Raw genomic sequence first — 15,187 nt, 5'->3', positions numbered from 1 at the left:
CATACCGCCGCCGGACCGAAGCCAGGACACCGGTCCCGCCCCGATCCGGTCGCCGGGCCGCTAGAGGGTAGCTTTGTTATCGCCGCCGTTGTTGTTGGCCCCGGCGGCGGTCTTGGCCAAGCTTTCGGCGATCTGGCCGAAAGCGTCCTGGGTTTCCAGCGCGAACTTCAAATAATCGGCGGTACGCGCCACCAGCTTCTGGCCGAATTCCGAAGCCAGCTTGCCCTGCTCCAGCGCCCAGCGCGAGGGGTCTTTCACCTCGCCCAGCAATTGGGCGTTGCGGGTGCCGAATTCCACATAATCCTGGGCCACGGCCAAACCTTGCGCCACGGCTTTCTGCGCCGTCTCGGCGGTGACTTCCTGCCAACGCACCACCGGAACCCACGCGGCCCGGTTCGCTTCCACCCATTGTCCAAACAAATCTGCGTTCATGGCTTACCTCCTTTGTGAGCGCCTGGGCACAACGAAACATTTCGTTGTGCATCGCAGCATAGACCCCGGAAATAGGCTTGTCAAAGCTTTTTAAATTTACCATATCACGCACCAAACTCGGCCAATACCCAGCAATATGGTAGGAAAACCGCCCCGATACGCGGAACGTAAAAATCCACCACGCCATGTTGCATCGCACCAAAAGCTTGCTATAGTGACCGGGCGGACCCCGATTCCATCCATCCAGCGAGGTGCTTCCATGAGTTCCAAAGCTTCCAGCGACCCCGGCGACTGGACCGCCGTATGGGCCGACGCCCAGCAAAAATACTGGCAAAGCTGGCTCGACCTTTCCCAACAAGCCGCCGCGACCCTGACCCAACCCCCGGAACCCCCGCCCAATCCCTGGACCCAGGCTTTCGACTTCTGGGCCAAGCTCATGCCGCAGGCCGCGCCGCCCGAAAACCGCGACTGGATCGGCAAGCTGACCGCCCTGAACAAAGGCTATCTGCAAATGGGCGAACATCTGTGGAAAACGCTGTCGGCGGGGCAGAATCCGCCACCCGATCCCCAAGCTTGGTGGGAAATGGTCAGCCAAGGCTTCAAGTCCATGCAGAATAGCTTCGCGGCCCCATCCCACAACAACCCAGACCCCTGGGCCGGATTCGCCACCTTCTGGGGCATGCCCATCGACAATTGGCGGCGGGTCTGCTCGGCCTACTCGGCCATGCCGGGCGATATCGAAACCGCCTTGCGCGGCTTCATGGGACCGGGGGCCGGGACGCCCGAAACCGCGCTGAGCCGCTGGCTGTCGCTGCCGACCTTGGGCTATACCCGCGAAGCCCAGGAGGAAATGCAGCGCCTGGGGCAACTCTGGCTCGAACATAGCCGGGCGCTGCGCGAATACGCCGGCGGGGCGCTGGCGAAAGTGAGCGCCAAGGCCGGGGAGGCGCTCATGGCGAAGCTCCACGACCTCGCGGCGCAAGGCAAGACCCCGGAATCCCTACGCGAGTTCTACAACCTCTGGGTGGATTGCGGCGAGGACGCCTATGCCGCCCTGGCCCCCACCCCGGAATTCACCCAGGCCCAGGCCCGTATGGTCAACACCCTCCTGGCGGCCAAGCGCCAAGAGCAAAAGATGGTGGACGAGTTCCTCAGCGCCTTCAACATGCCCACCCGCCGCGAGCTCGACACCAGCCACCAGCGCATCCACCAGCTCCAGCGGCAGGTTTGGCGCTTGCAGGAAGATTTGGAGGAAGCGGGCATCGCCGCCCTACGCGAGGAGGTCGCGGGGCTGCGCCGGGAACTCGAAGCCCTCCGCGCCGACTCCAACCCATCCAAGGGCGGCAAACCTCCCCGCGCCGCCCAACCCACCGCCTAAGCCGCAGGAGGCACCACCATGCTGCGCCCGGACCAAATCGTTCAGGAAGCCTTCGACTTCAACCGCCGCATCGCCGCCGGGATGACCACCCTGGGCCAGGTCGGCCAGATCGAAACCGGCGTCTCCCCGCGGGAAGCCGTCCATCGGGAAGACAAGCTGACCCTCTACCGCTACCATCCCAGGGTGGCGGACCCGGCCAAGGTGCCGGTGTTGATCGTCTACGCCCTGGTCAACCGGCCCTATATGGCCGATCTACAGGAAGACCGCTCGCTGGTGCGCGGCCTGCTCGACCAAGGGCTGGATGTGTACCTGGTCGATTGGGGCTACCCAGACGCCGCCGACCGCTTCCTGGAACTCGACGACTATCTCAACGGCTATCTGCGCCGCTGCGTGGACTTCATCCGCCGGGCGCACAAGCTGCCCGCCATCGACCTCCTGGGGATTTGCCAGGGTGGCACCTTCTCGCTGTGCTTCACCGCCCTGCATCCAGAGAAGGTCCGCAATCTCGTGACCATGGTCACGCCGGTGGATTTCCAGACCCCCGACAACCTCCTGAGCCTGTGGACCCGCCAACTCGACACCGACCTGATGGTGGACACGCTGGGCAATGTGCCGGGGGAATTGCTGAACTGGGGGTTCCTGTCGCTGAAGCCATTCCGGCTGACCGGGCAGAAATACGTGGACATGGCGGAAATCTTGGAAGACCCGGTGAAGCTGAAGAATTTCCTGCGCATGGAGAAATGGATTTTCGACAGCCCCGACCAAGCGGGCGAAGCCTACCGGCAGTTCATCAAATGGTTCTACCAGGAAAACCGGCTGGTCAACGACAGCCTGGAAATCGGCGGCAAAAAGGCCAGCCTGTCGCGGGTCACGATGCCGGTGCTGAATGTCTATGCCACCGAGGACCACTTGGTGCCGCCCTCCGCCTCCATTGCCCTGGAAAAGCATGTCGGGAGTCGGGATTACACCGCCTTCGCCTTCAAGGGCGGGCATATCGGGATTTATGTCAGTGGCCGGGCGCAGAAGGAGATTCCGCCGATGATCGCCAAGTGGATCGGGGCGCGGGCACATTGAGGGATACGTTGGGCGGGGAGACATGCGGCGGCAGTTTGGCGGGGTGCCTGCTTCATGCGGGATGAATGACAGCGCAACCGTGAATATTCACCACCAAACCCGTGAACATATCACTGAACCTGGGCGCTGCATCCGGTCAAATCTTCAGCGAAATGTGAAAAACATCACACTCCAATTCCCAACCCAGAAAAACCCGTAAGGATATCCCCCTATGTTGAAGCCACTCCGCCGCCTCCTGCCCGCTTTGCTGCGGCTGTTCCACATCGGCCACGCCCCCGGATTCGCCGGTTGGGCCTCGCCTACGCACCGCCCGGCCTGGGACAACGGCATCGATTACGATATCCCGACCTTCCTGAGACGCCGCGCCGGATAACGCGCTCCCCGATACGAAAAAAGGCGGAACCCCACAGGATTCCGCCTTTTTTTATGGGTGTAAAAACCCATCAGTCGTAATGCACTAGCTCGTAGGGCAATTCGGGTTCCTTGCCGGAGGCCACATCGGTCAGGAATTTCCAGAACACATCAGCGGACGGCGGGCAGCCCGGCAGGAAATAATCCACCTTCACCACTTCATGGATGGGATGGACCTTGCTGAGCAGCAAGGGCAATTCGGGATCGTTGGGAATCTGGGCGTTCTCGACTCCGACGCCCTGGAGATAGGCTTCCTCCAAACATTCCTGCAAAGGGATGTGGTTGCGCAGGGCGGGAATCCCGCCGTTCAAGGCGCACGCGCCCACCCCCACCAGAATCCGGCAATGCTTGCGGAATTCCCGCAAGGTGTGGACATTCTCGGCATTGCACAGCCCGCCTTCGATCAAGCCGATATCCACCACCTCCGAGCAATGCTTGATGTCGGTGATGGGGCTGCGGTCGAATTCGGCCACCTCGCACAAATCCAGCAAGCGCTCGTCGATATCCAGCAACGACATATGGCAGCCGAAGCAGCCCGCCAGCGAAGTGGTCGCGACTTTGAGTTTATTAGCCATGGTCCGCTCCTAATACCGCCTGATCGTGTTCCAGGCTGACTTCGCCGATGTTGTGGTGGTCGAACACCCGCTCGCCGATGGGCACTTCGTAGCCCTTGCGCTTGACCAGGATCGCGCCGACCGGACACACCTGGGCGGCCTTGTCCCCGACCGAGAAAGCGGTGTCCTTCAACAATCCCGAGGCGGAATTGACCACCAGGCGGGTTTGCAGGCCGCGCCCGGCGAGGCCGAACACGTTCTTGCCGTCCACGTCGCGGCTGGCCCGGACGCAGAGTTCGCATAGGATGCAGCGGTCCAAATCCAGCATGACATCCGGGTGGGAGGCATCGACCCGGCGGGTCGGGAAGAAATGCGGGTAATGGGTGTCGAGCATCCCGACGAAATAACCCACCGCCTGCAACTGGCAATTACCGGTCTTTTCGCAGCCGGGGCAAATATGGTTGCCTTCGACGAACAGCATCCGGGTGATGGCCCGGCGGGTTGCGTTGAGTTCAGGGGTGTTGTTCTGGACTTCCTGGCCTTCACCGGCTGGCAGGGTGCAGGCCGAGGCGCTGCGGCCATTGACCTTGACCGTGCAGAGTTTGCAACTGCCGTGCGGCTTGAATTCCGGGTTGTGGCAGAGGTGCGGGATATACACCCCGGCGGCGGTGGCCGCTTCCATGAGGGTTTGGCCGGGTTGGTAGGGAACCGCTTGCCCGTCGATACTGATGTGATACGGCTTCATCTTGTCACCTTACTGGTTGGCCTGTGCCAAATGGGCATGGGCGTCGTCGCGCCCGGTGAGTCGCCGGGAGACTTCCAGCGCCCCATCCAGATCGAAACCGGGCTGGAACACGGTTTCCTTCAGCCGCGCCGCGTACAAATCGGGATAACGTTCCAGCGTGGTGAGGATGGGATGGGCGGCGGTCTGGCCGAGGCCGCAATGGCTGGCTCCCTTGATGATCTTGCCGAGGTCGGCCAATTCGGCCAGATCGTAGGGCGTGCCATGGCCCGCGCAAATCTTGTCATGGATGTTTTTCAACAGCGCAGTCCCGACCCGGCATGGCGTGCAGAACCCGCAGCTTTCATGGGCGAAGAAATGGGTGAAGTTGCGGGCGACTTCCAAGGGGTCGCGGCCCTGGCCGAACACCATGAAGGAACCGCCGGTGGCGAGGTCTTCGAAGGCCAGCTTGCGGCCAAACTCCTTATCCGAGATGAAGGTGCCGGACGGTCCGCCCACCTGCGCCCCGAACGGATCGACCGCGCCGCAATCTTCGAGGATTTGCGCGACCGTGGTTCCGAACGGATATTCGTAGATGCCGGGCCGGGCGCAATCGCCCGAGATGCTGAGGATTTTGCTGCCCTTGGATTTCTCGGTGCCGTGGGCCGCGAACCACACCCCGCCGTGCAAGGCGATCATGGCGGCGGACAGGAAGGTTTCCACGTTATTGACCACGGTGGGCTGGCCCAGATAGCCATGGGTCACGGGATAGGGCGGGCGGTTGCGCGGATTGCCGCGCTTGCCTTCCAAGGATTCGATCAAGGCCGATTCCTCGCCGCAAATATAAGCGCCCGCGCCCAGGTGGATTTTGATGTCGAAGTCGAAGCCTTCGCGGCCCTGGATATTCCGGCCCAACAGCCCCAAGCGGCGGCGCTCTTCCAACACCGCCAGCAAGGGCTGATAAAGGTGCAGGTATTCGCCACGTAGATAAAGGAATCCCCGCTTGGCCCCGACCAGGGCGGCGCATACGGTCATGCCCTCGAACACCCGGTGGGCGTGGCTGTTCAACAACACCCGGTCCTTGAAAGTGCCCGGTTCGCCCTCGTCGGCGTTGCAGATCACGAAGCGCTGGACTTCCGCACGCTTATCCATCGGGCAGAACGAATCCTCGTCCGGCCCTTCGTAGCAGAACCGCCATTTCCAAGCGGTGTTGAAACCGGCACCGCCACGTCCGCGCAGGCCGGATTGCTCCAATTCGGCGAAGGTGGCTTCCCGGCCCCGCTCGAACACTTTCGCCAGCGCCGCGCCCGGCTCGAAACCGTCCGCCAACAGCAGGCCAGGTTTATGGACGTTGTCGGCCACGGCGAAGAATGCCTCGGGCCAAGCTTCCAGCGGCGTGCCCGCCTCGACCAGCTCGGCGATGCGCTCGACCCGCGCCCGGTCCAGCCGGGTCAAGGCCAAGCCATTCACCAAGCCCGCCGGGCCTTGTTCGCACATCCCGGTACAGGAGGTGTAATCCACGCTGACCGCGCCATCGGCGCGGGTCTCGCCCAACTTCACGCCCAAGCGTTGGCAGAGGTCGTCGGCCAGGGCGCGGCTGCCGAGCATCTGGTCGGTGATGGAATCGCTGATGCGGAGGTCGTAGCGCCCCCTGGGCATGGTGGACAGGAAACTATAGAACTCCACCACGCCCTGGATTTGGGCGGGCGGCACTTGCAAAGCCTCATACAAAAACACCATGGCCTCGTGCGGCACATGGTGTAGATGGGCTTGGACTTCGCGGAGGATTTGCAGGAGTTCGGTGGGTTCGCCGCCATGGCGGGCGACGATGGCTCTCAGATGGACTAGGTCGGCGTCGGAAAGGGGCATGACGGTCTCCTTGGCGTTGTTCCATTCACACAAATATTAACAGGCGATTCCGGGAACATGGCCCGGATGGCGAAATAATCCATTCGGCAAATCCACTCGAACTACAAGGTTTTTCCAGGTCCACTGGAGTACCAGCGGGAACGGCGGGAAGGCGGTTCCCCCGCCCCTTGCCCGTCCCAAGGCTAGGTATTATCTTACGCCCTGGCCGGACCGCCCCAAAACGCTCCAAAAATCCGTCATTCCAGCCCCGCGGGCGGATACGCCGACACCGCCCCCCTTCCCCGCGTCGATCACACAACAATCAAAAAATCCACGAGGACTCTATGCGAAATTGGAAAAGGCTCCTGATGGTCATGGCCCTGTCGGTGTTCGTGCTGGCCGGGGTGCTGTTGGCGTCGGGCATGGCCCTCACGGACTTCATCGTGGATTATTGGTGGCACACCGAACTGGGCTACGGCGGCTATTTCTGGCTGAAGCTGCTTTACCGCTACATCCTCTCGGGCAGCGTCACCCTGTTCTTCTTCCTGATCTTCTTCCTGAACTTCCTGGCGGCCTCGCGCTTCCTGGGCGTGGACGAGGACGCCTTCGCCCGCCTCGGCCGCGGCGAAACCAGCCGCTACCGGAAACTCCTGGCCTTGTTCCAAACCGGATCGATGCAGGTTTATATCCCGGTTTCCCTGATCCTCGCCATCGCCATCGCCTTACCGTTCTATGACCAGTGGCAACAGGCGCTGTTGTTCGTGTTCGGGCCCGAGGCCGGCACCAACGATCCGGTGTTCGGCAACGATGTCAGCTTTTATCTATTCTCCTACCCGGTGTTCGAGCTGATCCAGTTCGAGTTGCTGATGGCGGCGATCATCCTCACCCTGGGCGTGGGCGTCCTCTATTTGCTGGAACACCAATTGCTACCGGGACGGCAAAAACCCTGGCCGACCGGGGCCAAGCTGCATATGGCGGGGCTGGTGATACTCACCACCTTGGTGCTGTGCTGGGATTTCGTCCTCGACCGCTTCCAACTGCTCTATACCGATGCCCACGAGCCGCAGTTCTTCGGCCCCGGCTTCGTGGATTTCCATTACCACCTGCCCTTGATCTGGCTGTCGGTCGCCAGCTTGTTCGGCCTGGGTATCGCGGTGCTGTATTACCTGAACCGGCGCAACCGGCTGGGGCTGGCCCTGGTCGTGGGCCTGATGGCCTTGCTCCTGGTGTCGGTGGGACTCCGCAAGATCGATTCCATCCCCCAAGGCATCGATAAATTCATCGTGAAGCCCAACCCGGTCAAGACCGAGCGGGGGTACATGCAGAACAACATCGACGCCACCCTCGCCGCCTACGACCTGAAAAACATCAAGATCATCGACATGGTGCCGGGCCTGCCCGAAGAGGATGTGCTGGACCCCGAACTCCGCGCCCACCTTTATAACATCCCGGTCTGGGACCCCGAATTCCTGGACGATGTCTACCAGCAAATGCAGGGCATCCGGCCCTATTATCATTTCACCGATGTGGACGTGGCCCGCTACCTCATCAACAACCAGCTCTATCAAGTGAACCTCGCCGCCCGCGAGGTCAATATCACCCGGCTCCCCCAAGCCGCCCAGAATTGGGAAAACACCCATCTGCGCTATACCCACGGCTATGGCGTGGTCGTCACGCCCGCCGCCCAGGACGGCGAAACCCCGATGCGCTGGTATCTAAGGGATTTGAACCTGCAAACCAAGGAAGGCTTCACCATCGAGAAACCCGATATCTATTACGGCGAGGAAGACCTGACCTACGCCATCGTCCCCAACAAGCTGAACATCGTGGGCATCCCCAGCTTCGACGAGGAATCCAGCTTCAACTACACCGGCGGCGGCGGCGTGCCGATTTCCTCATTGTTCCGCAAGCTGTTGTTCGCGCTGTATTTCCGCGACCGCAATTTGTTCTTCTCCATCAATATCGACGATAAGAGCCGGGCCTTGTTCCACCGCAACATCGTGGACCGGGTGAAATCGCTAACCCCCTTCCTGCAACTCGACCACGATCCCTATATCGTCGTGACCTCCAAGCGCCTGCACTGGATCATCGACGCCTACACCACCTCGGATTGGTATCCGGTTTCCAAGCGCTCCTCCGCCCGCTTCAACAACGACCGGGAAGACCAGGATTTCAACTATCTGCGCAACTCGGTCAAGATCGTGATCGACAGCTTCTCCGGCCATGTCGATTACTACGTCGCCGACCCCAACGACCCCATCATCCAGGGCTACCGCAAAGCCTATCCGGGTCTGTTCAAAGACATCAACACCCTGCCGCCCGCCCTCAAGGAGCAATTGCGCTATCCCAAGGACCAGTTCACGGCGCAGATGAAAATCTACGCCCGCTACCACCAGACCGCCCCGGAATTGTTCTACGAACAGGCCGAAACCTGGGATTTCGCCAAGGTCAACGGCAATGTGATGAAGCCGTTCTATTTCACGACCACCCTGCAGGATTACCTGGACAACCAGCAGAGCTTCATCCTCATCAACCCGATGACGCCCATCGCCCGCAGCAACCTCAGCGTGCTGGCGGTCGCGGGCACGCCCACCATCGGCGCGAACATCGCACCCACCCAGGGCTATAGCAAGCAAATCGCGCTCTACCGCTTCAGCCGGGAAATCCAGGTGGACGGCCCGGCCCAGGTCAGCGCCCTGATCGACCAGGACCCGGAAGTCTCGCGGCAGTTTTCGCTGTGGGACCAGAAGGGTTCGCAGGTGCTACGGGGCCGCATCATCGTGCTGCCGGTCGGGCATTCGGTGCTGTACGTGCAGCCGGTCTATCTTTCCTCGACCAGCGGCACCCGGATTCCCGAACTCACCCGCATCATCCTGTCGATGGGCAACGTGGTGGTGATGGACGCTTCGCTGGAACAGGGCATCGTCAAGCTGGAACAGCGCCTGCGGGAAGTCCGCCACCTCATGCCGGGCCCCCAGCCGCAGCCCGCGCCCCAGCCCCCGCCCCAGCCGGGAGAGCCGGTGTTCAAAGCCATGTAAGACGGCGGGAAGCGCCGAAAACGACAAACCCGGCGCGGGGACGACCCGCGCCGGGTTTGTTTTTGCCTACGGGAAAATACGCTTTCAGGGCGTTTTGGCGTCCGGCAAGGGTTCGAGGCCGGGCGGATTATGCAATGGCGGCAAATCGAGCGCCGGAGCGGCCGGCGGCGGAGCCTTTTCTTTCTTGGATTTGGGTGGAGTCACCGGCTCCAAATCCCGCGGGGCGGTCGGCGATGGCGGCGGCGCGGCCTCGCCCGCGGGGGTCTCGCCGCCCGGCGCGGCCCCTTCCTCGGCGGGGAAATCCATGGTGTCGAGCTTGTCGGCGAGGGTGTAGCCGGTATCCAACGAAATCACGCATTTGTCGGGAAACGTCACCTTGTGGCCGGGCTTCTTGAAATTGATCTTGAGGATACCCCGCAGGCTGCGCGGTCCCACCGCCAGATATTGTTTCTTGGCGGAATGCTCGAACATGGCCGAATCCAATTCCGCCCCCACGGTGAAATCGAAGGCTTCGGCAATCGGGTCCTCGGATTTGCCCTGCGAGAACAAGGAACGTAGATTGAGCTTGTCGCCGGTCGGCACGCCCACGCCGCTCTCGGTGGCGAAATAACCCTGGAGCTTGGTCCTGGCGGTGATCTTGCCGTTGACCCCGGACGGGAAATCATGCTCGAAGCGGATCACGATTTCCTTTTGCAGGGGCGCGGTGGCGATGAGGGTGGCGTTGGCGATGCTGATCGAATTGACCCGCGAGGCGTTGTGGCAAATCCTGGCGGTCTGGCCCGGCTGGTCGGCCTCGATCCTGACGCCCGGATAGTCCCCGGCGATGGCGACGCAGCTCGCGGCCTCCATCTCGGGCTGCAAGCGCACCCCTTGTATATCCGCCGTCAGCGCGGCCACCGTGGCGGGGGACAGCAGGGGCACGATCCACCAAACACGTAATAATCGATTCCAAGACATTGGGATTCCTCTGGTTTTTTACCGGGGCCGGGAGAACCCCGGCGACGCTGGGCCGGGGCCGGGGAATGGTATCGTTTGTGGCCGGGGCGATGAAGGGGGTGTCAAACCGGGCCGACTTGGCCCCTGGTTGTGCGCCCATGGCCCCGAGCCACTTACGTAGATCATAGATGGCGACCGCACGGTATTCCCTTAGAATCATCCGCCATAAAAAAGGCGGACAGTTTAACCCTGCCCGCCCTCTTTCACGGTCAAACCTCAGTGGCTAACGTGGACCTTCCCACCCTTGGCCTGCCCGATCTCCTCAAGCATCTGGCCGAACCACGGGGTGTCGATGTCAAACGGCTTGCCGCCCTTGATGCGCGGGAACTCGATGGCCCGCAGCACGTTGCCGTTGTCCTCGTCGTGGCCGATCACGCCCGGCTCGCGCCGCATCGCGCATTCCACCGCCAGATCGGCGCAGGACTTGATGAGGCGGATGTCCTCTGCGTTGGAAGCGGCGGCGCGGGCGAAATAACCGGACTTCTGCACCAGGGTTTTTTCCGCGCCCAGCATCTGCGCGAACTGCTCGCCGAACCACTTGCCGGGGTTCACGGCGTCGAGCTTGATATGGCCGAAGGCGTCGCGCGGCACTTCCTGGCCCTTGGCCTGCATCTCGGCGACGATGGCTTCGACGCCCGCGCCTTCGGAAATGAAGATATTGACGCAATCGTGCTTGTCCATCACGGCGCGGAGGCGGGCGGCCTCGGCGGCCAGATCGACCTCCATTTCGGGGATGAACACACCGTGGACTTCATAGCAGTCGCGGCTGAGGCCGATACCGGGCAGCCAGGACGCAGCGTCCAAGAGCTTGCGGTATTCCTGGGCGGTGGCGGCGGTCAGCCAGCCGCAGTTGCGGCCCATGACTTCGTGGACGATCAACATGCGGGGATTCGCGCCGGTCTCGGCCACCACGTTCCAGAAGTAGCGCGCGCCCTGCTCGGCGGCGGTCCAAGCGCCCAGCGATTGCTTGATGGGGAACACGTCGTTATCGACGGTCTTCGGCAGGCCGATCACGGTCAGGCCGTAATCGTTCTTGGCCAGGAAGGCGGCGAGGTCGGCGGCGGCGGTGTTGGTGTCGTCGCCGCCGATGGTGTGGAGGACATCCACGCCGTCCCTGACCAGCTGGTCGGCGGCGACCTTCTGCGGGTCTTCGCCTTCCTTGACCAGGCCGCGCTTCACGCAGTCCTTGACGTTGGTCAGCTTCACCCGGCTATTGCCGATGGGCGAGCCGCCGAACTTGAGCAGGAGACCGGCGTTGGCGCGGATTTCCGGGGTGATCTGATAGGAGTCGCCCAGCAGCAGCCCTTTGTAGCCGCCGTGGTAGGCGATGATCTCGATGGACGGATCGATCTCGTTGTAGCGCTCGATCAGGCAACCCACGGCGGTGCTGAGGCAAGGGGCCAAACCACCGGCGGTGAGGAGTGCGACTTTCTTGGGTTTGCTCATAGGTTTCTCGTTGGCAGTTATCGGTTTGACGACGAAAGGTCGAACGCATATTGAACCCGGTTTAAACAGTTTTAGGCAAGCGGCGGAATGGGCCGTCCAAGGCATTACGATCCCGAAAAACTACGCCATGCTTAGATGGCGAAGACTGCCCCGCATCGCCCCCGCTTCCCCAGCGCCATCCCGGCAAGTACCGCCATGAAAAACGACACCTATGAATTTTCAAGGTCCATCTTGGACTCGCTGAACGACGGCCTCTATGTCTGCGACACAGAGCGCCGCATCCTGTATTGGATGCAAATCGGCGGAACGGATCACCGGCTGGCATTCCCAGGAGGTGATCGGGCGCAAATGCTCGGACAACCTCCTCTGCCATACCGACAAGGACGGGCGGCAACTCTGCGGCGAGGAATTCTGTCCCTTGCACCGCAGCATCATTACCGGCAAATCCGCCACCTATCCGGTGCTGCTGTTCGCCCAGGCCAAGGACGGACGGCGGGTGCCCCTGGTGGTTTCGGTCTCGCCGATGCGCGATGGCGACGGCGACATCGAGACCTTCCACGATTTCAGCGAGTCCTACGCCAACCTGGAACGCGCCCAGCGGATCCAAAGCCTATCCCTGGCGCACGATCTGCCCGCCGACCCCAGGGTGGCGTTCTCGACCTTCTACCTGCCCCATGACCTGGTCGGCGGCGATTTCTTTTCCATCCGCCCCCTGGACGGCGACCGCTACGGCTTCTTCCTGGCCGACGTGATGGGCCATGGCTTCGCCGCGGCGCTCCATACCATGCACCTGAATTCGCTCTGGGTCCGCGCTTCCGACACCCTCACCACCCCGGCGGAATTCGCCCGGCGCATGAACCTCGAACTGGGCAAGGTCGCCAAGGACGAATCCTTCGCCACGGGGTTGTGCGGGATGCTGGATGTGGCGGCCAAGCGCCTGCGCTTCGTCTCGGCGGGCGGCCCGCCCATGCTCCTATGCCGGGCCACGGGGACCATCGAAGAATTGCGCGTGTCCGGTTTTCCCTTCGGCGTGGTGGGGGAAGCCCAGTATGAGGAATTGGAAGTGGCCTTGGCGGAGGGCGACAGCCTGCTGCTGTTCAGCGACGGGGCCGTCGAGGTGCAAAACGACCAGGGGCGGCTATTGGGAACCGAAGGACTCTTGGCCATCCTGCAAAGCCTGGACTATCCGCGGGCCGGGCTCAGGATCGAAGCGCTGCAAGCGGCCTTGCTCAAATATTCCAACGCCATCCGGCTGGACGACGATGTCACCTTCCTGGAAATCCGCCTCGCCGCCCAGACTTGACCGGCGTCCGGTGCCGCCGCGCTTCAATGCCAGCGCAGCGAACCTTCGGCCAGATGGCCACGCAAGCCTTCCAGCAATTCCCCGTCCAGCCCGTCGAGGGGACCGGCGGTGATGAACACCAGCCGACCCAAGCCATCCTGCCCGGCCCGCACGGCCAGCACCGCCGGGGGATATAAACGCCCCGCCGCGCCGTGCAGCGCCACCGGCTCGAAGCGCTCGCGCAAATGCACCACGCCCTTGATCCGCACCAGCCGGGCGCCGTGGCGGTCGAGCAAGTTTTCCAGGACTTCCCGCAACAACGGCCAGGACACGGCGGTACGCAAATGCAGGGAGAGGCTACGGAAACCATGTCCGGGCACTTCCGTGCCGCCGGGCATTTTACGCTCAGCGCCCAGCATCGCGGCCAACAGCGCCGCCGGGTCGATGGCACCGTGCGCGGCCTGGAAACGCGGCACGGCCGGGGCCAAAGCGTCCAAACGGGATTCAAGCAGCGCGAGATCGGCGGGCGTGCCGAGGTCGGCCTGGGTCAACAGTAAGGCATCCGCCCAGGCCGCCTGGGCCTTGGCTTCGGGAAAATGGTCGATCTGCCCCGCCGCCGCCGGGACCGCCAGGGTGGCGACCACGCCCTGCAAGGCGTAGTGCCCGGCCAGCCAGCGGTCGCGCAGCAAAGTATCCAGCACCGGCTCGGGACTGGCGACCCCGCTGGTTTCCAGGACGATCCGGTCGAACCGGGGCGCACCGGGCTTGCCCCAAGCCAGCCACAGGTTCTTCAAGACCGGGGCCAGCGCCCCCTTGATCTGGCAGCACAGGCAACCGCCCGACAGGGTCATCAACGGCAGGTCTTGCCGTTCCAGCAATTCATGGTCCACCGGGGTCTGGCCGAATTCGTTGATGAGGACCGCCGTGCGCGGCCCGTCGCGCAGCAGCCGGTTCAAAAGGGTGGTCTTGCCGCTGCCCAGGAAGCCGGTCAGGACCAGGATCGGCAGGCGCGCTATCTCAGCCATGGGCGTGGCAGGTCTTGAGGGTGGCGACGATCTGCTCGCGGGGCAGGTTGCGCCCGATGAACACCAGGACCGACTCGCGCTTTTCATCCTCGCGCCAGGGTGCGCCCAGGCTTTCGTCCAGCAGCCCATGCACGCCCTGGAATACGATCTTGTTCGGGTTGCCCGCGATATGCAGGATGCCCTTGTAGCGCAACAGGTCGACCCCGAATTCGGAGATCAGCAAATCCATCAGGGCAAGCAGTTTGGCGGCGTCGAACGGACGCTCGGCACGGTAGACGAAGGCATGGACCTCGTCATCGTGTTCATGGCCGAGGTCGTTGAGGAAATCCGGTTCGATGCCGAGGATGGCGTCCAGGTCGAAGCCGTGGATATCCAGGATATCCCGCAGCGGCGCTTGCCCGAAATGCACCGGCTGGATCGGCGCGCGCGGGTTCATGGCCCGCAGCCGGGCTTCGAGTTCCGCCAGGGCGGCGGCGTCCACCAAGTCGGTCTTGGACAGCAAGATGCGGTCGGCGAAGCCCACCTGTTCCTGCGCCTCGTGGTGTTCGTCCAACTGCCGGGGCGCGTGCTTGGCGTCCACCACGGTGAGGATGGCGTCGAGCCGGTAATCGTCCCGGATGGTTTCCTCGACGAAGAAGGTCTGCGCCACCGGGGCCGGGTCGGCCAACCCGGTGGTTTCGATGACGACCCGGTCGAAGCGGATTTCCCCAGCCTCGCGGCGGCCGGCCAGATCGCCCAGGATGCGCAGCAAGTCGCCACGCACCGTGCAGCAGATGCAGCCGTTGTTCATCTCGACGATCTGCTCGCCCGCCTGGAACAGCAATTCGTTGTCGATGCCGGTCTCGCCGAACTCGTTCTCGATCACGGCGATGCGCTGGCCGTGCGGTTCCTGGAGGATGCGGTTCAGCAGCGTGGTCTTGCCCGCGCCGAGGAAGCCGGTGAGAAGGGTGACGGGAATGGGGTGGGTGTCGGTCATGGCTTG

13 protein-coding genes are annotated in these 15,187 nt (G+C 62.8%); 5 read left to right on the top strand and 8 right to left on the bottom strand.

Translation table 11 applies throughout. The features are described from left to right. Nucleotides 1-60: 60 nt before the first annotated feature. Nucleotides 61-432, bottom strand: coding sequence for a phasin family protein (locus B9N93_RS01420; protein WP_085210220.1), 372 nt, complete (start codon nt 430-432; stop codon nt 61-63). Nucleotides 433-691: 259 nt separating this feature from the next. Between B9N93_RS01420 and phaE the strand changes: the two genes are divergently transcribed. The 3 genes from phaE to B9N93_RS25265 all read left to right on the top strand — a co-directional run bounded on the left by phaE (nt 692) and on the right by B9N93_RS25265 (nt 3,257). After that, nucleotides 692-1,810, top strand: a complete 1,119-nt coding sequence (gene phaE / locus B9N93_RS01415) for a class III poly(R)-hydroxyalkanoic acid synthase subunit PhaE (protein WP_176225083.1) — start codon at nt 692-694, stop codon at nt 1,808-1,810. 18 nt (nt 1,811-1,828) lie between these two features. Further along, the gene (locus tag B9N93_RS01410; RefSeq protein WP_085210216.1) at nt 1,829-2,884 is read left to right on the top strand and encodes a class III poly(R)-hydroxyalkanoic acid synthase subunit PhaC; all 1,056 of its coding nucleotides are present in this window, start codon (nt 1,829-1,831) and stop codon (nt 2,882-2,884) included. A 211-nt stretch (nt 2,885-3,095) separates the two neighbouring features. Beyond that, on the top strand, nt 3,096-3,257 hold the full coding sequence (locus tag B9N93_RS25265; RefSeq protein ID WP_176225082.1) for a hypothetical protein: 162 nt from the start codon (nt 3,096-3,098) through the stop codon (nt 3,255-3,257). Nucleotides 3,258-3,327: 70 nt separating this feature from the next. On the opposite strand, the gene B9N93_RS01405 is transcribed toward B9N93_RS25265, so the two are convergent. From B9N93_RS01405 to B9N93_RS01395, 3 genes are read right to left on the bottom strand one after another with little or no spacing between them, the layout of a single operon-like run. Beyond that, nucleotides 3,328-3,870 (bottom strand): NADH-quinone oxidoreductase subunit B family protein, encoded by a 543-nt coding sequence (locus B9N93_RS01405; RefSeq protein WP_085210214.1) that lies wholly within the window; start codon nt 3,868-3,870, stop codon nt 3,328-3,330. Continuing rightward, nucleotides 3,863-4,594 carry a 2Fe-2S iron-sulfur cluster-binding protein gene (locus B9N93_RS01400; protein ID WP_085210212.1) on the bottom strand — a complete coding sequence of 244 codons (732 nt, stop codon included), beginning with the start codon at nt 4,592-4,594 and terminating at the stop codon, nt 3,863-3,865. The genes B9N93_RS01405 and B9N93_RS01400 overlap by 8 nt, the downstream gene beginning before the upstream one ends. 9 nt (nt 4,595-4,603) lie before the next feature. Next, nucleotides 4,604-6,439 carry an NAD(P)H-dependent oxidoreductase subunit E gene (locus B9N93_RS01395; RefSeq protein WP_085210210.1) on the bottom strand — a complete coding sequence of 612 codons (1,836 nt, stop codon included), beginning with the start codon at nt 6,437-6,439 and terminating at the stop codon, nt 4,604-4,606. A gap of 323 nt (nt 6,440-6,762) precedes the next feature. Here B9N93_RS01395 and B9N93_RS01390 point away from each other — a divergent pair, with 323 nt between their 5' ends. After that, the gene (locus B9N93_RS01390) at nt 6,763-9,456 is read left to right on the top strand and encodes a UPF0182 family protein (protein WP_085210208.1); all 2,694 of its coding nucleotides are present in this window, start codon (nt 6,763-6,765) and stop codon (nt 9,454-9,456) included. A gap of 84 nt (nt 9,457-9,540) precedes the next feature. On the opposite strand, the gene B9N93_RS01385 is transcribed toward B9N93_RS01390, so the two are convergent. Both B9N93_RS01385 and B9N93_RS01380 read right to left on the bottom strand, forming a co-directional pair. Further along, on the bottom strand, nt 9,541-10,413 hold the full coding sequence (locus B9N93_RS01385; RefSeq protein WP_125468786.1) for a hypothetical protein: 873 nt from the start codon (nt 10,411-10,413) through the stop codon (nt 9,541-9,543). Nucleotides 10,414-10,668: 255 nt separating this feature from the next. Then, nucleotides 10,669-11,898 carry a pyrophosphate--fructose-6-phosphate 1-phosphotransferase gene (locus B9N93_RS01380; RefSeq protein ID WP_085210204.1) on the bottom strand — a complete coding sequence of 410 codons (1,230 nt, stop codon included), beginning with the start codon at nt 11,896-11,898 and terminating at the stop codon, nt 10,669-10,671. 256 nt (nt 11,899-12,154) lie between these two features. Between B9N93_RS01380 and B9N93_RS01375 the strand changes: the two genes are divergently transcribed. Further along, complete coding sequence (locus B9N93_RS01375) at nt 12,155-13,201, top strand: SpoIIE family protein phosphatase (protein WP_085210202.1); 1,047 nt, start codon at nt 12,155-12,157, stop codon at nt 13,199-13,201. A gap of 23 nt (nt 13,202-13,224) precedes the next feature. Here the strand turns inward: B9N93_RS01375 and B9N93_RS01370 are convergent, their stop codons facing one another. Together B9N93_RS01370 and B9N93_RS01365 are read right to left on the bottom strand one after the other, a co-directional pair. Next, nucleotides 13,225-14,205, bottom strand: coding sequence for a CobW family GTP-binding protein (locus tag B9N93_RS01370; protein WP_085210200.1), 981 nt, complete (start codon nt 14,203-14,205; stop codon nt 13,225-13,227). Continuing rightward, entirely contained in the window at nt 14,198-15,181 is a 984-nt protein-coding gene (locus B9N93_RS01365) for a CobW family GTP-binding protein (RefSeq protein WP_085210198.1), read from the bottom strand. Before B9N93_RS01365 ends, B9N93_RS01370 begins: the two co-directional genes overlap by 8 nt. Nucleotides 15,182-15,187 lie beyond the last annotated feature (6 nt).

Origin of the sequence: Methylomagnum ishizawai (assembly GCF_900155475.1) — a bacterium.
GTDB classification, from domain to species: Bacteria; Pseudomonadota; Gammaproteobacteria; order Methylococcales; family Methylococcaceae; genus Methylomagnum; species Methylomagnum ishizawai_A.
This window is presented reverse-complemented; position numbering and strand designations above follow the sequence as displayed.